Origin of the sequence: Pseudomonas sp. GM60, assembly GCF_000282415.1 — a bacterium.
GTDB lineage: Bacteria > Pseudomonadota > Gammaproteobacteria > Pseudomonadales > Pseudomonadaceae > Aquipseudomonas > Aquipseudomonas migulae.
On the sequence record NZ_AKJI01000030.1, the window covers coordinates 176875 to 195707 of the forward strand.

Below are 18833 nucleotides of genomic sequence, written 5' to 3' on the forward strand. Positions count from 1 at the left end.
ATCCCTTGTGGGAGCGGGCTTGCTCGCGAAGGCGGTGTGTCATTCAACATCCATAGTGACTGACATTGCCTCTTCGCGAGCAAGCCCGCTCCCACAGGGGATATGGGTGATGTTGAGGGTTGTTCAGGTTAGGTTCAGGTAAATGTCAACTATTAGCATTTGGGAATGAGTGTCATTATGTTACAAATTAGCACCCTATCTAATTCCACGACGGTGCTGAATGCTTGTTCCTTTTCTGATCATGCTGCGCGAAGGCATCGAGGCCGCATTGATCGTCGGCATCATCGCCAGCTACCTCAAGCAAACCGGTCGTGGCCAGTGGATGCCGGCCGTTTGGATTGGTGTGTTTCTCGCTGCGGCACTGGCCCTACTGGTGGGCGGCGGCCTGGAACTGGTCAGCGCTGAGTTCCCGCAGAAACAACAGGAACTGTTTGAAGGCGTGGTCGGCCTGGTGGCGGTCGGCATCCTCAGTTCCATGGTGTTCTGGATGCGCAAGGTGGCGCGCTCGATCAAGCATTCGCTGCACGTCTCCCTCGATCAGGCGCTGACTGGCTCTAAGCATCAGGTCACGGCGCTGATCGCCATGGTGTTTTTCGCCGTCGCTCGGGAAGGCCTGGAAACGGTGTTTTTCCTGCTCGCGGTGTTCCAGCAAAGCGAAGGCCCGGCGGCACCGATTGGTGCCCTGCTCGGCCTGATTCTGGCGATCATCGTTGGCTTCCTCATTTACACCGGCAGCATGCGCCTGAACCTCGGCGCGTTCTTTCGCTGGACCGGGCTGTTCATCCTCGTAGTGGCCGCCGGCATTCTCGCCAACTCGGTACAGGCTCTGCATGAGGCCGGGGTGTGGAATCAGCTGCAAACCGTGTTGTTCGACTTCAGCGCCACGCTGCCAATGGATGGCCCGCTGGGCTCGGTGCTGGCCGGGATGTTCGGCTACCAGGACGCGCCCACCGTCAGCACCCTCGGCGCTTATCTGATTTACCTGCTGGTGGCGCTGGTGATGTTTTTTCTCCCGGCGCCACCTGCCCTCTGTAGGAGCGAGCCCGCTCGCGATGGTCGTTAACGATAACGCGTAAAACCAGATGCCCAGCGGCGCCTGTGGCTTTTTCGCGAGCAGGCTCGCTCCTACAGGGGCGTGCGCCAATGCATTTTTTCCAGTCAGTAAGGGCATCCATGTCAAATCAAGCCCCTCCTCAGGCCTCCCCTCCCCGTGCCTTGCGCTGGGCGGTGGCCGGTTCGGTGATCGTGATGATCGCCGCCGGCGGCCTGTTCTATTACGCCTCGAAAATGGCCTCGGCCAAACGCCAGGCCAACCATGACGAAGTGCTGGTGACCATTCACCCCCACAGCTGCGAACCGAACGCGTTGACGGTGCCGGCCGGTCGCGCCAGTTTCCGCATCGTCAACCGCTCGGATCGCGCCGTTGAATGGGAAATCCTTGACGGCGTGCTGGTGGTCGAAGAACGGGAAAACATCGCGCCTGGCCTGAGTCAGGTGATCAACGCCAACCTGTTGCCCGGCGATTACGCGATCACCTGCGGCCTGCTGAGCAACCCGCGTGGCACGTTGCACGTGACACCAACCGCGGAGTCCGATGCCGCGGCCAAGGCCAAGCCGTCGATGGTGGCTTTCGTCGGGCCGTTGTCGGAATTCCGCGTTTACCTGAGCAGCCAAAGTACCGCGCTCATCAAAGCCGTCACCGCGCTTGAACAAGCCATCGAAGCCGGTGAACTGAGTCAGGCGCAAGCGTTGTACGTCCCGGCGCGCAGTGCCTACCAACGCATTGCCCCGGCCACGCAACGCCTGGCGGAACTGGACAACACCATCAACGCCCGTGCCGATTACTTTGAAAAGCGCGAGCAGGACCCCGGCTTCGCGGGCTTCCATCGCCTGGAATATGCGTTGTTCCAGCAACGCAACCTCGACGGCCTGACACCGGTAGCCCAACAGCTGCTGACCGACGTCACCACGCTCAAGCAACAACTGCTCGCGCAATCGCTGCCCCCGGAACAACTGGTCAGCATCGTGGTGCGCAACCTCAATAACCTCGGCGATGTACGCGCCAGCAGCGGTGAAGAAGAACGCTACAGCCACACCGACTTGAACGGTTTCGCCGGCAACCTCGAAGCTGCCCGCAAAGTCGTCGACCTGTTGCGTCCGCTGCTGACCAAGTCCGCCGCCGAACTGCTGCCAACCATCGACAGCGCTGTCGCCAGCCTTGATGCCGAACTCAACGGTTTCAAGGTCAAGGACGGCTTTGCGAGCTACGACACGGTCGGCGCCACACAACGCAAACAGATCGCCGACAAGGCCAAGGCACTGGCCGATGCACTCGATGGAATCGATCCCGCCCTTGGCCTTTCCGGCCTGTAGCAGAAGACGACATTCAGATGAACGATTCAGAGCAATTCAACTTCCAGCGTCGCCGGGTATTGATGGGCATGGGCGCCACCGGTGTGGCGTTGGCCGCTTCGGCATTGAGCTGCCCGGCCATGGCCGCCAGCCCGGCGCAAGTCACCGAAGCACCGAGCAGCGACCGGACCGAAGACCACCACGACTTCCACGGCCAGCACCAAAGCGGCATCGTCACCCCGCGCCCGGCGTCGGGCATGTTGGTGTCGTTTGATGTGTTGGCCAGTGACCGCGAAGACCTTGAACGGCTGTTCCGCACGCTCAATGAGCGCATCGCGTTCCTGATGAAGGGCGGCCCGGTGGCGCAGGTCGATCCGAAACTGCCGCCAGTGGATTCAGGGATTCTTGGCCCGGTGGTCACGCCGGACAACCTGACCATCACCGTCTCGGTGGGTGAATCGTTGTTCGACGAACGCTTCGGCCTGGCCAACGCCAAACCGAAACGGCTCATCCGCATGGTCGGTTTCCCCAACGATGCGCTGGAAGCCGATTGCTGCCACGGCGACCTGAGTTTGCAGTTCTGCTCCAACACCACCGACACCAACATCCACGCCCTGCGCGACATCGTGAAGAACCTGCCGGACTTGCTGCTGGTGCGCTGGAAACAGGAAGGCAGCGTACCGCCCCAGGCACCAGTGAAACCCGGTGTGCCGGCGCAGAGTGCGCGTAACTTTCTGGGTTTTCGCGACGGCTCGGCCAACCCCGACTCCAATGACGCCAAGGCCATGGATCGCATCGTCTGGGTCCAGCCCGGCAGCGACGAACCGGCGTGGGCCATCAATGGCAGCTATCAAGCGGTGCGGATCATCCGCAATTTCGTCGAACGCTGGGACCGCACGCCGTTGCAGGAGCAGGAAAGCATTCTCGGTCGGGTCAAAAGCACCGGCGCCCCCATGGGCGGTGCCCACGAAACCGAGGTTCCGGATTACGCCAAGGACCCGGAAGGCAAGCTGACCAAGCTCGACGCGCACATCCGTCTGGCCAACCCGCGCACCGCCGCGAGTCAGGCCAACCTGATCCTGCGCCGGCCGTTCAACTACTCCAACGGCGTGAACAAGAACGGTCAGCTGGACATGGGCTTGCTGTTCATCTGCTACCAGGCCGACCTGGAAAAAGGCTTCATCACCGTGCAAACCCGGCTCAACGGCGAGCCGCTCGAGGAATACCTCAAGCCGGTCGGCGGCGGGTACTTCTTCACCCTGCCGGGTGTGACGGGCGACCAGGATTTCATCGGTCGCTCACTGCTCAACGCCACACAAACAAAAGCCACCGCCTAACCAACCCCCAACACGGAACCGTCCCATGAAAAAGTCGCCACTCGCGTTATTGCTGACCCTTGGTTTGCTCAACACCCCGTTTTCGGCTTTCGCGGCGACGGCGCCGCTGGAACTGGTGGGGCCGATTTCGGATTACAAGATCTACGTCACCGAGCAACTGGACGAACTGGCCAGCCACACTCAGAAATTCACCGATGCGGTGAAGAAAGGTGATCTGGCCACCGCGCAAAAACTCTACCCGCCGACCCGGGTTTACTACGAATCGATCGAGCCGATTGCCGAGCTGTTCAGTGACCTCGACGCCTCCATCGACTCCCGCGTCGACGACCACGAAAAAGGCGTGAAAGCTGAAGACTTCACCGGTTTCCACCGCATCGAATACTCGCTGTTCTCCGAGAAGAGCACCAAGGGCCTGGGCGAACTGGCCGATGGCTTGAACAAAGACGTCAAGGACCTGCAAACCCGCGTGGCCGGCCTGACCTTCCCGCCTGAAAAAGTGGTGGGCGGCGCGGCGGCGCTGCTGGAAGAAGTCGCCGCCACCAAGATCTCCGGCGAAGAGGATCGTTACAGCCACACCGACCTGTATGACTTCCAGGGCAACATCGACGGCGCCAAGAAAATAGTCGACCTGTTCCGTCCGCAGATCGAGAAGCAGGACGCGGCGTTCATTGCCAAGGTCGACAAAAACTTCGCCACGGTGAACAAGACGCTGGCGAAGTACAAAACCAAGGACGGCGGTTTTGAGACCTATGACAAAGTGAAAGACAACGACCGTAAAGCGCTGGTCGGGCCGGTGAATACTTTGGCTGAGGATTTGTCGACGTTGCGTGGAAAACTGGGTTTGAACTGAAGTTTTTTCGCGCCGGGAAGGCCCTCATCGCGGGCAAGCCCGCTCACACAGGGGCTAGCGGCGATCTTGAGAATTGCGGGTTTCCTGCACGGTCACTGTGGCTGTTGTCCCGGCCCGCAATTTGTCCTTGCCGGCATAGTCAGCGTCAATCCTGATCCGCACCGGCACCCGTTGCGCCAGTTTGACCCAGGTGTAACTCGGGTTGATATTGGCCAACAGGCGGCCGCCCGGCAGGTTCTCGCGGTCAGCGATGGCGAAGGCAATACTTTGCACCGTGCCGCCGAAGGTTTCGCCGCTCATCAATTCGATCCTGACCCGATCACCCTCCTCGATTCTCGGCAGCTTGGTTTCTTCGAAATAGCCGCTGACATAAAACGAGTCGCTGTCCACCAACGCCAACAATGCGCCCCCGGCCGCGGCATAGTCGCCCTGTCGGGTCAGCAGGTTGGTGACGTAACCGCTGACGGGCGCTTCGACCCGGGTACGCTGCAGATCCAGTTCCGCCTGGGTCAAGGCCGCGACGGCCAATTGCACATTGGCCTGCGCCAGCCCCAGGTTGGCTTGGTTACGCAGCAACTCAGCCTGTGCTACCGCCACCTCTGTACTGGACTTTTCCCATTCTTCGCCTGAAATCGCGAAGCGTTGCTTGAGCGTGCGCCGCCGGCGCTCTTCACTCTGACGCTGGCGCAGCAGCGCTTCGCTGGCGACAATCGTAGCTTCGGATTGGCCGAGAGTGGCCTTCGAAACCTCCACCGAACGCTTGGCATGTTCCACTGCGAGAACGTAGCGAGCCGGGTCGATCTCCAGCAGTAACTGGCCCTTGTCGACATGCTGATTGTCCTGAACCCTCAGCGTGACAATGCGCCCCGAGACATCGGCGGACAAGGTCACCACATCAGCCCGCACCCGTGCATCGCGAGTCCAGGGTGCGCGGGTGTAATGCTCCCAGGCGAACCAGCCGAGCACAAAGGCGAGCAGCACCACCGCCACGGTTGTGAGCCGGGCAAGGATCTTCTTCAAGGCATCAGGCTCCCATCACCAGAATCAGCGTCGCGCAAACGCAGGCGTACAACGCACCTTCGAACAAGGCTTCGTGCCAGACGAACCGCAATACACCGAGGCGGCGCAAGGTCCAGTCCAGTAGCAGGAAAATCGGCAAGGCCAGCAACAGCGCCTGCGCGATCGGCGGCAAATAGACGCCGCCTACTTCCAGATCAATGGGCAAGGATGGGGTCTCCTTCCTGTCCGGCGGGTTGAAACCAGGCGCGATATCGCTCCAGAAACGACACCACAATCAATAGCGCCACGCGCATCCTGAAGACCGACCACAGGTGTTCATGAACGTCCAGATGCAAGTCGTCCATTTCATCACCCAGGACATGCAGGTTCTCCAGCAATCGTTCAAGGTCGATCCCGGCGCGCCCGGCAATCAATCGCCCTGTCTCGCGGACCGCCGCCAGCAAACGGTTCAATTGATCGGTACTGAGCAACGTGTTGTCTTGCGCCTGTTGCCTGAGCTGATTCAACGCCACGCCCAGTGCCATGCACCCGAGGCTGACTTCAAACAGGTCTCTGGAATGCTTGTCACTGATGGCCGGCAACAACCCCAACATCATGGTCAGGCGGTCGACCATGCGGCTTTCAAACGCAAATTGTTGCTCGTCGGTGGCCGGGGTCTTCAGCAAAGCGTAGACCTGCTGGCAGTTCTCATTGAACAGTCGACGCATTCGCAAAACGGGTCGGAACGGGAAGATCAGGGCATAGACACTGAGTGCAAGTGCGGTGGCACTGATATAGGCGCCGGCAAACTCGAACCACTGAATTGCGGTGTTTTGCCCGACGCCGACGTTTTGCGGGCCCAGCAACAGCATCGTCGTCAATCCGAGGCCGATACCGGTGCCCGTGGTTGGCGGACTCGACAGCCCCACCGCGACGGCATACAGCAACGGCGCGAGCAGCAAGGCCAGCAGTTCGAAGCCATTGATCATCGGAATCAGCAAGAACAGGTAGAGCGCCGACACCACCAACGACAGACCCAACCCCCTGGCAAAGCTCTGGCTGGCCAGTAATGGCCGAGGGAAAGTCGCCATCAGCGAACAGAGAATCCCTACCACAATCATCCCGCCCCGGGCCCCGTCCCAGGCGGTCTCGATCCAGATGAACCCGGCCACCACCAATGCAGTAAAGGCGCGGATTGCGTTCATTGCCGCCAGCGTATAGTCCAGATGCAACGGATTATCCTGGCCGCGAAAGACGCAACTGGCCGCACGCTCTTCCTGGATCGCGTCGCTCAGCTCCAGCATCTGCCCCAGTTGCTCCAACATCCGGGCTTGTTCCCAGCGCAGTGCCCAGGCTAGAGAACGCAACGTGGCAGGCATTGTCTCGGTGAGTTGTTCAGCCTTGTAGGCCTGATCATCGAAACGCTGTTGCAACGCCGAGAAATGGCGCCGCGCCTCGCTCGACAGCGAGCGCCCTTGCAGGGCCAGTTGATCGAGGAAGGCCAGCTCTTCGGCGCGCAAACGCTGGATTTCCTCGGGTAATGCCCCTTGCCAACGCTCGGTCAGCAGTTCTCGCTGGTGACGCAGCGCTGTCAGCCGCGAGGTCAGTAACACGAGCTGATTGCCCAGTAACTGCACGAGGCCATTGGCGCTGCGTAACCGTGGCGCGTCGAAATACAAATGCCGGCGTACGCCTTCAAGGGCGCTGATTTCCCCCAACAGTTGCATCTGCCGACGGTGAAAGTCAGCCTCGTTTTCTTCGGTACGAATGACCGCAGCGGCATGGGTTGCCAGCAGCTTGATGACTTGATCGATTTTGGCGAAATAGTCCCGGGCCACGGTTTCCGGGCGCGCGGTGAGCAGGCTGACCACACACACGCAGGCCACCGCCAGCAAGGTTTCGGTGACGCGGGTCACGGCCAACAGGAACGTGCCGTCCTGATCAGGTACTGCCAGCAATGCCACGACCACCGCGGTGTAGCCGCTCAAGACAAACGCCTGGGAACTGGTATAGCGCAATAAGGTGCCGCCGGCGGTACACAACGCCTGCCACAAGGCCAGGGTAACGATGAAAGGCAACGGCGCCTGGGGAAAAACCGCCATGATCAACACTGCGACGACGGCCCCGAATGTGGTGCCGATGACTTGGCCGAAGCTGCGGGCCAGGGTCATTCCGCCCAATGGCTGACTGACGATGACCACCGCCATGATCGACCACTTGGGTTGGTCGAGGTCGAACAGAAACGCCAGGTACAGCGTCAACAGCCCGGCCGCGATGGTTCTCAAGGCGAACAACACCACCCCTGGCCCTGGGTTGAGTATTGCCTTGAAGTATTGAAGCAGCGGTTGCATGGGAACGCTCATCGGGTCATCTCCAGCAAGCGTAGTCACTGCTTCGGCGGCTCGACAGGGTTTCAGTGTCGACAGCACTTGTAGGAAAAATACTGACTATTCGCCGCGTAATGGCCTCAGGGTTTGACTCACAGCCCGGCCTGACCGAAGCTGGCAGCCTTGCAAAAGCTTGCCTGCTACCGGATTCCTGCATGCCCCAGTCCCGCCGCTACCTGATCATCAGCTTCTGTGTCCTGTTTGCCATCGGCCTTGCGTGGCTGTTGCTGCGCAGCACAACGCCCGTAGTGCCGGAGGCGATCAAGCGCGGTTACAGCGAAGCGCTGAACCAGGCGCGGGCGGGGCAACCGGGCGCCGCGCGGGTTTTGTATCAGCAGTTGGGTCGCCCTGACATATCCCCCAAACGCCGCGTCTGGCTGCATGCCGAACTGCCCAATTATCCCAGTCCGCTTGCCTTGAAACTGGCGGATGCAGACCTGCAACACCCGGTGGCCGAGGTGCGCATCGCGGCGATCAAGAGCATCAGCGGTTTAGTCCCCAGCGGGCAGCGCAGCCTGCTGTTGGGCCCGTTGCTCGATGACAGCGAACAAAACGTGCGGTTTGCCGCGGTGAACGCATTGCTTGGATTGTCACCGGACGACCTTGGTTTGTATTTTGGTCCGTTGCAGCAGGCGATCGACGCGTGGGAGCAAGTGCTCACGAGCGCGCCCGACAGCGCGGACAACCAGTACCAGCTGGCCCGGCTGCACTTGCACAACGGCGAATTCAAGGCGGCGCAACAGGCGCTCGAGAACACTTTGCGCCTTGCGCCTGACAATCTGCCGGCACTGGTGATGCAGATCGAGGTGCTGGACAAACAGGGCCAAGGCGAAGCCGCCCGGTTGCTATTGGCCAAACAATTGAAGGCTCAACCCGATTCTGCCTACCTGCAACATGCCCTGGGGCTCTGGTTGCTGCATCACGGACAGAGTGAGTTCGCCCTGCTCGGCCTGTCCAAAGCCGTGGAGCTGGAACCAGACAACAAGGATTACCGCTACGACCTCGCCACCACGCTACACGGCGAACAAGAGCTGGAAGCGGCGCAGAAACAGTTGCAGGAAATCGTCCAGCGCCATCCGGCCGACCGCAAGGCACGGGTGTTGTTGATCAACTACTGGAAAGAAAGCGGGCAACTGCAAAACGTGCAGATTCTGTTGGCGCAACTCGAACAGCTCAATCCGGATGATCCCGCCCTGCAGCAAGGGCTTTAAATCATTGTTCATCTTGCGGTCGCCATCGCCAGCAAGCTGGCTCCTACAGGATCGGGGCAACACGACGCAGCATTGTAGGAGCGAGGCTCGCCCGCGAAGAACGATAACGCGCAGTGTCAGAACATACGCCATCGCCAGCAAGCCGGCTCCTACAAGGTCGGGACAACCTGTCGAGCCATGCTCAGGACAGCATGTCCTGCATTATTTCCTGCAACACATCCAGATCAAACGGCTTACCCAGAATCGGCGCCGTGCGCGTGATCGGACTGTCGGTCTCACGGATTTCCTGCGGGTAGCCGCTGATGAAAATCACCTTGAGCTCCGGTCGCAGTTTCACGGCGGGCTCGGCGATCTGCACGCCAGAGATCCCGCCCGGCAGGCGGAAGTCGGTGATCATCATGTCCAGATGCGGCTTGCTCGCCAGAATCTCGAAGGCCTGCTCGCCGTTTTCGGCCTGCAATACCCGGTAACCCTCACCCGACAGGTAGGCCGACAGCACCATCAGGATCGAAGGGTCATCTTCGACGATCAGTACGACATCTTGTGCATCTTCACTCATGGGTAGCCTTTGTTCGGTCAATAGCTGCTGATACGACCGTGAGGTCGATCAGAGGTTGCGTTTAAATGGCTGTTTTCCTACAGCGGCAGACAAACGCGAAACAAGGCGCCTTCGCCAATCCGGCTCTCGACGGTAATGGTACCGCCATGGGCGGTCACTATCTGTTCTGAAATAAACAACCCCAGGCCCAGTCCGGCGACGGCGTGTTTGGCCGAAACCCGTTCGAACTGCTGGAAAATACGCTTCTGGTTTTCTTCACCAATGCCGATCCCCTGATCGCGTACGTCCACCCGCGCCTGACCGCTCTCACTGTACACCTTCACGGTGATCGGGCTCTTCGCGCCGTATCGCAAGGCGTTGGTCAGCAGGTTGGAAATCACCTGTTCTATGCGAAATTCGTCCCAATTGCCCTCCACCGGATGCTCGGCGTCCAGGGTGACCGAGGATTCGGCGGCATCGATCTGCGGGGCGAAATTTTGTAACAAGTTGCGCACCAGCGCCGACAGATCGAAGCGTGTCGGTCGGATCGACAGCTTGCCAGTGCGAATGCGCGACACATCGAGCATGTCTTCGATCAGGCGAATCAGGCTTTTGATCTGCCGTTCGTCACGATCGACCATCGCGTGCATCTTTTCCAGGGTGAACGCTGCGGCGTTGTCGCGCGCCAGGTGCATCTTGCGCAGCTGGGTTTCGAGGATCAGGCCGTTGAGCGGTGTACGCACTTCGTGGGCGACGATGGACATGAAGTCATCGCGCATGCGCACCGCCTGCTCCAGTTCCAGCTGGGTGCTCTGCAACTGTTTAAGCAGCGCTTCCTGCTCGCGGCGGCTCTGCTCCAGCGCTTCGACCTGTTGCTTCATGGCCTTGCTCTGGCGGAACAGATCGACGAACACGTTGACCTTGCTCTTGACCGCGTGGATATCCAGCGGCTTGTGCAGGAAGTCCACGGCGCCGCTTTCGTAGCCCTTGAACGCATAGTTCAGCTCACGGCCGGCGGCGCTGACGAACACAATCGGGATGTTCTTGGTTTTCTCCGTGCCGCGCATCAATTCGGCCAGTTCGAAGCCATTCATGCCAGGCATCTGCACGTCGAGAATGGCCATGGCGAATTCGTGTTGCAGCAGCAGCGACAAGGCTTCGTCGGCGGACAAGGCTTTGTAGACGATGCGGTCTTCGCGTTTGATCAGCGCTTCAAGCGCCAACAGGTTCTCCGGCAGATCGTCGACAATCAGCAGTTTGGCTTGGATGTTACTTAGCATGCTATTCGTTCCAACTCGACAAGCAGACGGCCGATGTCGTTGATAGGGAGAACATGGTCTGGCTGGTGAACATCCAGCGCCGCCAGGGGCATGGTCGCGACTTGGGCTTCTTTCGGATCCTGGACGATGGTCAGGCCGCCACGTTGTTTGACCTCGGCCAGGCCGCTGGCGCCATCGCGGTTGGCGCCGGTCAACAGCACGGCGGCCAGGGCGGGACCGTAGGCATCCGCCGCCGACGAGAACAGAAAGTCGATGGCGGGCCGCGAATAATGCACGCGGTCTTCCAGGCTCAGGGAAAAGCTGCGGTCCTGTTCCACCGACAAGTGATAGCCCGGTGTGGCGAAATACAGCGTGCCCGCTTCAATCAGCGTCTTGTCATGCGCCTCGACAACGCGCATGGCGACTCTTCGGGAAAACACGTCGGCGAGATGGCTGCGACGCTCGTCCGGCAGGTGCAGCACCACGATGATCGGCAGCACGAAGCCTTCGCGCAGAGGGCTGAGGATGCTCAGCAACGCCTCCACGCCACCGGCCGAAGCCCCGATCACGATAGCCTCCACAGAAGGCAATTTCGCTGCACTGTTCATGATTTACGGTAGATCCGTTCTTGTTTGACCAACGGCTCGAACTGGTTGCCGAAGGCCGAAAAATCCGGGGTTTCCTTGCTGCCCAGCACCAGAAAACCGCGATGACAAAGGGATTCGTGGAACAACCCAAACGCCCTGTCCTGGAGTTTTTTATTGAAGTAAATCAAAACATTACGGCACGAAATTAATTGAGTTTCTGAAAAGACACTGTCCGTCGCCAGGCTGTGGTCGGCGAAGGTCACGTTCTCACACAAACTCTTGTCGAAAATCGCGTAGCCATACGCTGCCGTGTAGTAGTCGCCGAATGAACGCTGGCCACCTGCCTGCTGGTAGTTATGAGTGTAGGCCCGGACATTCTCCATGGAGAAAATCCCCTGCTTGGCCTTGTCCAGCGAGCGCGGATTGATGTCGGTGGCATAGATGATGGTGCGATCGAGCAAACCTTCCTCGCGCAGCAGAATCGCCATCGAGTACACCTCTTCTCCGGTGCTGCAACCGGCGATCCAGATCTTGATCGAGGGGTAGGTCTTGAGCAGCGGCACCACTTCCTGGCGAATGGCGAGGAAGTGCGAAGGGTCGCGGAACATCTCGCTGACCGGGATCGTCAGCAATTGCAGCAACTGCATGAACGCGGTTGGATCGTGCAGCACCTTTTCCTGCAGCGCCGAAATGGTCGCGCACTCGAACTGGCTCAACGCATGCTGGACGCGGCGTTTGATCGACGCGCCGGAATAATCACGAAAGTCGTAGCTGTATTTGAGGTAGATCGCCTCGATCAACAATCGCAATTCGATTTCGCTACTTCGCTCCACTGAATAATTGCGTTCCACTAAATGCGTTCCATCTTCGGTAACCACACGCGAATCAGCGAGAACAGGCGATCCAGGTCGATGGGCTTGGCCAGGTAATCGTTGGAGCCGGCCTGCAGGCAGCGCTCCTGATCGTCCTTCATGGCCTTGGCCGTCACCGCAATGATCGGCAGCTTGCGCCAGCGCGGGTCCTGACGGATCAGGCTCGTCGCCTCGAAACCGTCCATCTCCGGCATCATCACGTCCATCAACACCAGATCGATGTCCTCCACTTCATTCAGTCTTTCAATCGCCTCACGACCGTTCCGGCCGATGACCACGATTGCGCCCTTTTGCTCCAGCGCGCTGGTGAGGGCGAAGATGTTGCGCACATCGTCGTCCACCAACAGCACTTTGCGACCCTCGAAGACCTTGTCGCGGCTGCGCGCGGTCTTGAGCATCGTCTGCCGTTCATGGGACAACCGCGATTCGACTTTGTGCAAAAAGAGTGTGACCTCATCCAGCAGACGCTCCGGCGAGCGCGCACCCTTGATGATGATCGAGCGCGAATACTTGCGCAGTTCGGTCTCTTCATCGCGAGTGAGGTTGCGCCCGGTGTAGACGATCACCGGCGGGAACGAACAGATGTCCTCGGTGGACATGCGCTTGAGCAGATCATTGCCCAACATGTCGGGCAGTTTCAGGTCGATGATCATGCAGTCGAAAACGGTGGTGCGCAGCAGGTCCAGTGCATCCTGCGCGAGGCCGACAGCAGTGATCTCGATGTCATCGTCGCCGATCAACCGGGCAATGCTGTCGCGCTGCAAGTCGTCGTCTTCCACCAACAGCACGCGTTTGACCTTCTGGGTCAGCTTCGCTTCGAGGCGGGCAAACACGTCCTTGAGCTCTTCACGGGTGGTCGGCTTGACCGCGTAACCAATGGCGCCCATGTGCATCGCGGCTTCGACCCGGTCTTCGACCGAGATGACGTGCACCGGGATGTGTCGGGTTTCGGCGTGTTCCTTCAGGCGCTGCAACACGGTCAGGCCAGAGTGGTCCGGCAGGCGCATGTCCAGCAGGATCGCGTCGGGAATGTATTCCTTCGCCAGGTCATAACCTTCGTCGGCGCCGTGGGCCACCAGGCACTGATAACCCAATTCGTGGGCCAGATCGTAGAGGATGTGCGCGAAGTTCGGCTCATCTTCCACCACCAGAATGCAGCGAGTGGTGAAAGGTGCCTTGCCTCGATCATCGTCGAAACGCGGGATATCGACTTCAGCGATCAGCGGCACCAGGGCAGGCGCCGGTGCTCTCGGCGCCATCGCAACCGGTGAGGCCTGCATCGGCTCGACCGGCGTCTCGCCCGGTTCAACGTATTGCTGCGGCAAGACCAGGGTGAACACACTGCCCTGCCCCGGTTCGCTGGTGACGCTGATGGAACCGCCGAGCAGTGCCGCCAGATCACGGGAAATCGACAGGCCCAGCCCGGTACCGCCGTAACGGCGATTGGTGGTGCCGTCGGCCTGGCGGAACGCTTCGAAAATGCTTTCCTGCTGCTCTTGTGCGATACCGATCCCGGAATCGCGGACGATAAAGGCAATGCCGTCGCCGGGCTGGCTGGCGACGGTCAGGCTGACCGTGCCTTTCTCGGTGAACTTCACCGCGTTGGACAGCAGATTCTTCACCACCTGCTCCAGACGCTGGCGGTCGGTGAAAATCATCATCGGTGCGCCGGGCTGCACATCGACCTGGAAATCCAGCTGCTTGTCCGTCGCCAATGGCTGGAACATCCCGCGCAGACCGTCCACCAGGCGGGCGACGCTGGTGTTTTCCGGACGCATATCCAGCTTGCCGGCCTCGACCTTGGAGATGTCGAGAATGTCGTTGATCAAGTTCAGCAAATCATTACCGGCCGAATAGATCGACTCGGCGAATTTGACCTGTTCGGCGCTGAGGTTTTCCTGCGGGTTTTCCGCCAGTAACTTGGCCAGGATCAACGAACTGTTCAGCGGCGTGCGCAATTCGTGGGACATATTGGCGAGGAATTCGGACTTGTACTTGCTAGAGCGCTGCAACTCTTCGGCGCGCTCTTCGAGCTGGGCCTGGGCCTGATTGAGTTCGGTGTTCTTCAGGTCCATGGCATCGCGTTGCTCGGCCAGAGTCAGGGCCTGTTCGGCAAGCTGTTCGTTGGTCTGCTCCAGCTCGACCTGCTGGGTTTCCAGATGCGCCTGGGATTCCTTGAGAACCCTTGATTGTTCTTCAAGCTCTTCGTTGGCAGTCTTGAGTTCTTCTTGCTGAACTTGCAGTTCTTCGTTGAGTTGCTGGGTTTCGGCCAGCACTTCCTGCAAGCGTTGACGATAGCGCGCGGCTTCGATGGAAGTGCCGATGTTGCCGGCAATCAGTTCGAGCAGTTCGATGTCGCGGTCGTTCAATGGGCGCAGGAAGCCGAGTTCGATGACCCCGTTGACCCGATCGTCATCACTGGTCGGCACCACCAGCACGCTGTGCGGCAAGCCTTCACCAAGGCCGGAACTGACCTTGAAATAGTTGCTGGGCACATTGTCGAGGCGTATCAGCTTCGCCTGTTGCGCCACTTGCCCGACAATCCCTTCGTCGCTGTAAATCTGTTGCTCAATGGCTTCCTGCTCACGGGAAAAACCGTAAGAGGCAATGCGCTTGAGGCCGCCATGTTCTTCACGTACATAAATAGCCGCCACCGCCGTGCCGAGGTATTGCGCGCAAAACTGCAGAATGTTGCGCCCCAACAGATTGAGCGACAGTTGCCCCAGCACTTGCTCGGCCAGTTCGGTCTGGCCGTTGCGCAGCCAGGCTTGCTGTTCCAGTCGATGAGCACTGGCCTGTTGCGCGGCCAGGTTGGCGCTGTAGCTTTGCGAAAGGTTGAGCAGATCCCGACGGCCAATGTAGGCGAGCAACCCGCTGATGCCGACAATGAACAGCAGATAAAGGCTGATACTCCAGATCGTGCTGCGGCGCACTTCTTCGTTACGCGTAGCGCGTAACTGCTGCTCCATGTCGATCACGTCTTCGAATTGCTTGCGGATTTCATCAGTCAGGCGTTTGCCGCGTCCGGCCTTGATGGCGCTGCGGTAGTCACCGCCCGCATGCTGCAAGTCGATCATGTTCTGCGCGTAAGTCGCCCACTCACTCTGCAGGGCCTGGAGCCGTTGCAGGCGGTCGGTTTGCACCGGGTTGTCCGCCGTCAGTTCGAGCAAGGTCTTGACCGCTACCGCGACTCTCGGCTTGGCGGTTTCGTAGGGTTCAAGAAATCTCTCGTCGCCACTGAGCAGGAAACCGCGCATGCCGGTCTCCAGATCGACGGTCAGCTTGACCGCTTCATTGGCGTTATTGATCACCCGGTCGGTGTGCTGGACCCACTGGATCACCGACAGCAGATAGGTGATCAGCGAGACAAAGAACACCGCACTGAGCACACCGACACCCAACGGCAGGCTGACGTTGCGGCTCAGGAGTTTACGAAATCGTTGCTCGTCAACCGAAGACGCAGTGGTCATGGGAGGGCCTTGTCGAACTGTTGGAATGCAGGGAGTCTGCCTCAAATCTGCCGCATTGATCCAATTTTCTGACGTGATTGTGCGCGAAATCCTACATTCAACTGCCCCAGCGCAAAGGAGCGGTTATCCTTGTCCGCCCTGGTACGGCTATTCTTTTTCCAGTGGGGTCGGGAACTTGTCGGGTTCCGTTACTTACTCATGCTAGAGCCCGGCGTTTTTGATCGGCCGGTCACTGCGAATTCAACTGTTGAGAACCCCCAATATGTCCGCTGAACAATCCATCATCCTGGTCGTTGAAGACGACGACATTGTGCGCATGCTGATCGTCGATGTGCTGGAGGAGCTGGAATTCAAGGTACTCGAGGCGAACGGATGCGAGCAGGCGCTGGAATTTCTCAATGATGAAGATCAATACATCGACCTGATGATGACCGACGTCGGTTTGCCGGTCATGGATGGCCGCGAACTGGCCACGCAGGCGCGCATGGTTCGCCCGGAACTGCCCGTCCTGTTTGCCAGCGGCTACGCAGAAAATATTGATGTGCCCGCCGGAATGCATGTGATCGGCAAACCGTTTTCCATTGATCAATTGCGCGACAAGGTCAAAGGCATTCTCGCTATTACCTAGCCTTCGTTGAGCGGGCTGAGGAATCGTCCTCGGCTGTGGTTTAATTGCGCCCCGCTTTTATTCCCCTGCCCGCTTCAAGGAATCTCCCTGCATGAGTCTGCCCCGCGCCACCAAAGTCCTGGTTATCGGCTACGTCTGGCCCGAGCCACGCTCCTCCGCGGCGGGTGGGTATGTGATGCAACTGCTCGGGACGTTTCTGCAACAAGGTTGGGACGTGACCTTCAGCAGCCCGGCCGGTGCTGGCGAACATCAGGAAGACCTGACGGCGCTGGGCATTCGTGAAGTGCCGATCGAACTGAACAACAGCAGTTTCGATGTGTTTGTCCGCGAACTGGCGCCGGACATCGTGTTGTTCGAGCAATTCATGATGGAAGAACAGTTCGGCTGGCGTGTCGAAAAGCACTGCCCCGATGCCTTGCGCGTGCTCGGAACGCAGGATTTGCAAAGCCTGCGCCATGCCCGGCATCAACGGCTCAAGGACCGGTTGAAGGCCAGCGACGACGACAATGACTTCAGCGGGCTGTTCGCACCGGCCTTGCGTGAAGAATTCGAACTGATGGCCGACACCGACCTGGCGAAACGGGAAATCGCTGCGTTGTATCGCTGCGACTTGAACCTGATGATTTCCGAAACGGAAATCGAATTGCTGATCGAGCAGTTCAAGGTGCCACGCAGCCTGCTGCACTGGTGCCCGTTGATGGTCGATCTACCGAGCGCGCCGCCGGCGGGTTTTGAGGAGCGCGCGGACTTCCTCAGTATCGGCAACTTCCGTCACGCGCCCAACTGGGATGCGGTGCTCTGGATGAAAACCACCATTTGGCCACTGATTCGCGAGCAATTGCCCACCGCTCGTTTGCTCATCTACGGGGCCTACACGCCACCCAAGGCGACCGCGCTGCACAATGCGGCTCAAGGTTTCCATGTAATGAACTGGGCAGAAGACGCGTTACAAGTGATGTCGGCCGCTCGCGTATGCCTGGCGCCGTTGCGTTTCGGTGCGGGCATCAAGGGCAAAATCGTCGATGCGATGATTTGCGGTACACCGAATGTCACCACGCCGATCGGTGCCGAAGCGATGTATGGCCAAGGCCCCTGGCCGGGCGCCGTGACCCGCACGGCACGCGAGTTTGCCGATTGCGCGGTGCAACTCTATAAAGACCAGGCCCAATGGTTGAACGCCCAGGCTGTTGGCCTGGAACTGCTGGCCGAACGTTACCAGCTGCACACCCACGGCCCGGCGTTGATTGCAAAACTCGAGTATTGCCAACAGCACTTGCGGACACTAAGACGGGACAACTTTACCGGCAGCATGTTGCGCCACCATCAACATAAAAGCACTCAATACATGGCGCAATGGATTGAAGCGAAAAACCGAACTAAAGATGACACTTAATCGTTAGAATCGTCTCCCCTGACGATTAACCTACTGTGCAAGGACGCACAATGAATAACGATCTAACAGCAACTAATCTTAATTTCATCTACAACAACCAATCATTTACAACCCATCGCTGGATGACACAACTTCCGGCCATTGATTCACTCACGCTTGCGGAACTGGTTTTACCCGGCGCGCATAATGCCGGCGTGGACAAAAAGGCCTCGTATGCGGCGCCGGGCATCAGTCACTGGGCCGCTTGCCAGACCCATACGTTTTACTATCAATTGACCCAAGGCGCCCGCGCGCTCGATGTCAGGCTGGAGTATGAAATCGGCCGCAATGGCGTTGGAACATTCTGGTGCCAGCACAACGGATTTCGCTCCTCCCGCTCCCTGGAAGACCTGATCACGAGCGTGATCCGGTTTCTGCAGGAAAACCCCGATGAATTCATCGTGCTGGATTTTCATCAGCTGAATGCGGGTGACCAGACCTTTGACTATCAGGAGTTCAACCGCCTGCTGATGACTCATTTGGGTGACCGGATAATTCCTTACAGGAATGCAGGCCTGACACTCGGTCAATTGAAACGGGCCAGTCATGCCCGGCGTGTGCTGGTTGCCGCCGAATATCACCCGAGCTTCGATGCCACCTTGTTTTGTCGCTTCATCCCGCACGAATGGAGCGGAATCGGGACGACCAGCATCAGTGAGCTGAACGCGCATATCTCGCAGGTCATGCGATACCCGCCAACCAGCGACATGCCATGGTCGCTCTCCGCCACCAGTTACCATGCCGTGGGCGGCCCGGTGAACATCGGCGAGCAGCTTGATCAATGGTTTGACCCGGCCGTCAGCGCGTGGATTCTGAAGTGCAGCATTATCAATGCGGACTTTTTTGAAACGTCGAATCTGGTCAGCCATTGCCGGATGGCCAATCTGATCAAAGCCAACGCCTGACACTAT

Annotated in this window: 16 protein-coding genes; 8 read left to right on the forward strand and 8 right to left on the reverse strand. The window is 59.1% G+C overall.

Annotation, left to right across the window (positions count from 1 at the left end; translation table 11 throughout):
* The first annotated feature begins 220 nt into the window (after window positions 1–220).
* The 4 genes from efeU to efeO (PMI32_RS21805) all read left to right on the forward strand — a co-directional run bounded on the left by efeU (window position 221) and on the right by efeO (PMI32_RS21805) (window position 4539).
* The gene (gene efeU, locus PMI32_RS21820; protein WP_008026527.1) at window positions 221–1063 is read left to right on the forward strand and encodes an iron uptake transporter permease EfeU; all 843 of its coding nucleotides are present in this window, start codon (window positions 221–223) and stop codon (window positions 1061–1063) included.
* Between the two features lie 110 nt (window positions 1064–1173).
* Complete coding sequence (efeO, locus tag PMI32_RS21815; protein ID WP_008026529.1) at window positions 1174–2373, forward strand: iron uptake system protein EfeO; 1200 nt, start codon at window positions 1174–1176, stop codon at window positions 2371–2373.
* Window positions 2374–2390: 17 nt separating this feature from the next.
* Window positions 2391–3689 carry an iron uptake transporter deferrochelatase/peroxidase subunit gene (gene efeB / locus PMI32_RS21810; RefSeq protein ID WP_008026531.1) on the forward strand — a complete coding sequence of 433 codons (1299 nt, stop codon included), beginning with the start codon at window positions 2391–2393 and terminating at the stop codon, window positions 3687–3689.
* A 25-nt stretch (window positions 3690–3714) separates the two neighbouring features.
* The gene (gene efeO, locus PMI32_RS21805; protein ID WP_008026534.1) at window positions 3715–4539 is read left to right on the forward strand and encodes an iron uptake system protein EfeO; all 825 of its coding nucleotides are present in this window, start codon (window positions 3715–3717) and stop codon (window positions 4537–4539) included.
* Window positions 4540–4593: 54 nt separating this feature from the next.
* Here the strand turns inward: efeO (PMI32_RS21805) and PMI32_RS21800 are convergent, their stop codons facing one another.
* The 3 genes from PMI32_RS21800 to PMI32_RS21790 are packed head-to-tail and all read right to left on the reverse strand — an operon-like array spanning window position 4594 to window position 7901.
* Window positions 4594–5559: an HlyD family secretion protein gene (locus PMI32_RS21800; protein WP_008026536.1), complete on the reverse strand. Its 966-nt coding sequence runs from the start codon at window positions 5557–5559 to the stop codon at window positions 4594–4596.
* Window positions 5560–5563: 4 nt separating this feature from the next.
* Entirely contained in the window at window positions 5564–5764 is a 201-nt protein-coding gene (locus PMI32_RS21795; protein ID WP_008026537.1) for a DUF1656 domain-containing protein, read from the reverse strand.
* On the reverse strand, window positions 5754–7901 hold the full coding sequence (locus tag PMI32_RS21790) for an FUSC family protein (protein WP_008026539.1): 2148 nt from the start codon (window positions 7899–7901) through the stop codon (window positions 5754–5756). Before PMI32_RS21790 ends, PMI32_RS21795 begins: the two co-directional genes overlap by 11 nt.
* A 179-nt stretch (window positions 7902–8080) precedes the next feature.
* Here PMI32_RS21790 and PMI32_RS21785 point away from each other — a divergent pair, with 179 nt between their 5' ends.
* Window positions 8081–9136: a tetratricopeptide repeat protein gene (locus tag PMI32_RS21785; protein ID WP_008026541.1), complete on the forward strand. Its 1056-nt coding sequence runs from the start codon at window positions 8081–8083 to the stop codon at window positions 9134–9136.
* Window positions 9137–9317: 181 nt separating this feature from the next.
* On the opposite strand, the gene PMI32_RS21780 is transcribed toward PMI32_RS21785, so the two are convergent.
* From PMI32_RS21780 to PMI32_RS21760, 5 genes are all read right to left on the reverse strand, one after another.
* Complete coding sequence (locus PMI32_RS21780; protein WP_008026542.1) at window positions 9318–9695, reverse strand: response regulator; 378 nt, start codon at window positions 9693–9695, stop codon at window positions 9318–9320.
* A 77-nt stretch (window positions 9696–9772) separates the two neighbouring features.
* Window positions 9773–10954 carry a hybrid sensor histidine kinase/response regulator gene (locus PMI32_RS21775; protein WP_008026544.1) on the reverse strand — a complete coding sequence of 394 codons (1182 nt, stop codon included), beginning with the start codon at window positions 10952–10954 and terminating at the stop codon, window positions 9773–9775.
* Window positions 10948–11541, reverse strand: a complete 594-nt coding sequence (locus PMI32_RS21770) for a chemotaxis protein CheB (RefSeq protein ID WP_008026546.1) — start codon at window positions 11539–11541, stop codon at window positions 10948–10950. The genes PMI32_RS21775 and PMI32_RS21770 overlap by 7 nt, the downstream gene beginning before the upstream one ends.
* Entirely contained in the window at window positions 11538–12371 is an 834-nt protein-coding gene (locus PMI32_RS21765; protein ID WP_008026547.1) for a CheR family methyltransferase, read from the reverse strand. The genes PMI32_RS21770 and PMI32_RS21765 overlap by 4 nt, the downstream gene beginning before the upstream one ends.
* Window positions 12371–15862: a response regulator gene (locus PMI32_RS21760; RefSeq protein ID WP_008026548.1), complete on the reverse strand. Its 3492-nt coding sequence runs from the start codon at window positions 15860–15862 to the stop codon at window positions 12371–12373. The genes PMI32_RS21765 and PMI32_RS21760 overlap by 1 nt, the downstream gene beginning before the upstream one ends.
* A 262-nt stretch (window positions 15863–16124) precedes the next feature.
* Here PMI32_RS21760 and PMI32_RS21755 point away from each other — a divergent pair, with 262 nt between their 5' ends.
* From PMI32_RS21755 to PMI32_RS21745, 3 genes are all read left to right on the forward strand, one after another.
* The gene (locus PMI32_RS21755) at window positions 16125–16490 is read left to right on the forward strand and encodes a response regulator (protein ID WP_008026549.1); all 366 of its coding nucleotides are present in this window, start codon (window positions 16125–16127) and stop codon (window positions 16488–16490) included.
* Window positions 16491–16581: 91 nt separating this feature from the next.
* Complete coding sequence (locus PMI32_RS21750) at window positions 16582–17883, forward strand: glycosyltransferase (RefSeq protein WP_008026550.1); 1302 nt, start codon at window positions 16582–16584, stop codon at window positions 17881–17883.
* Window positions 17884–17933: 50 nt separating this feature from the next.
* Window positions 17934–18827: a phosphatidylinositol-specific phospholipase C domain-containing protein gene (locus PMI32_RS21745; RefSeq protein ID WP_008026551.1), complete on the forward strand. Its 894-nt coding sequence runs from the start codon at window positions 17934–17936 to the stop codon at window positions 18825–18827.
* Window positions 18828–18833 lie beyond the last annotated feature (6 nt).

Excerpts from the sequence above, each read along its gene's own strand:
- PMI32_RS21775 (WP_008026544.1), bottom strand. The coding sequence starts at position 10,954 with ATGCTAAGTAACATCCAAGCCAAACTGCTGATTGTCGACGATCTGCCG.
- PMI32_RS21755 (WP_008026549.1), top strand. The coding sequence starts at position 16,125 with ATGTCCGCTGAACAATCCATCATCCTGGTCGTTGAAGACGACGACATT.
- PMI32_RS21790 (WP_008026539.1), bottom strand. The coding sequence starts at position 7,901 with ATGAGCGTTCCCATGCAACCGCTGCTTCAATACTTCAAGGCAATACTC.
- PMI32_RS21750 (WP_008026550.1), top strand. The coding sequence starts at position 16,582 with ATGAGTCTGCCCCGCGCCACCAAAGTCCTGGTTATCGGCTACGTCTGG.
- PMI32_RS21760 (WP_008026548.1), bottom strand. The coding sequence starts at position 15,862 with ATGACCACTGCGTCTTCGGTTGACGAGCAACGATTTCGTAAACTCCTG.
- efeB (WP_008026531.1), top strand. The coding sequence starts at position 2,391 with ATGAACGATTCAGAGCAATTCAACTTCCAGCGTCGCCGGGTATTGATG.
- PMI32_RS21770 (WP_008026546.1), bottom strand. The coding sequence starts at position 11,541 with ATGAACAGTGCAGCGAAATTGCCTTCTGTGGAGGCTATCGTGATCGGG.
- efeU (WP_008026527.1), top strand. The coding sequence starts at position 221 with ATGCTTGTTCCTTTTCTGATCATGCTGCGCGAAGGCATCGAGGCCGCA.
- efeO (WP_008026534.1), top strand. The coding sequence starts at position 3,715 with ATGAAAAAGTCGCCACTCGCGTTATTGCTGACCCTTGGTTTGCTCAAC.
- efeO (WP_008026529.1), top strand. The coding sequence starts at position 1,174 with ATGTCAAATCAAGCCCCTCCTCAGGCCTCCCCTCCCCGTGCCTTGCGC.
- PMI32_RS21780 (WP_008026542.1), bottom strand. The coding sequence starts at position 9,695 with ATGAGTGAAGATGCACAAGATGTCGTACTGATCGTCGAAGATGACCCT.
- PMI32_RS21745 (WP_008026551.1), top strand. The coding sequence starts at position 17,934 with ATGAATAACGATCTAACAGCAACTAATCTTAATTTCATCTACAACAAC.
- PMI32_RS21785 (WP_008026541.1), top strand. The coding sequence starts at position 8,081 with ATGCCCCAGTCCCGCCGCTACCTGATCATCAGCTTCTGTGTCCTGTTT.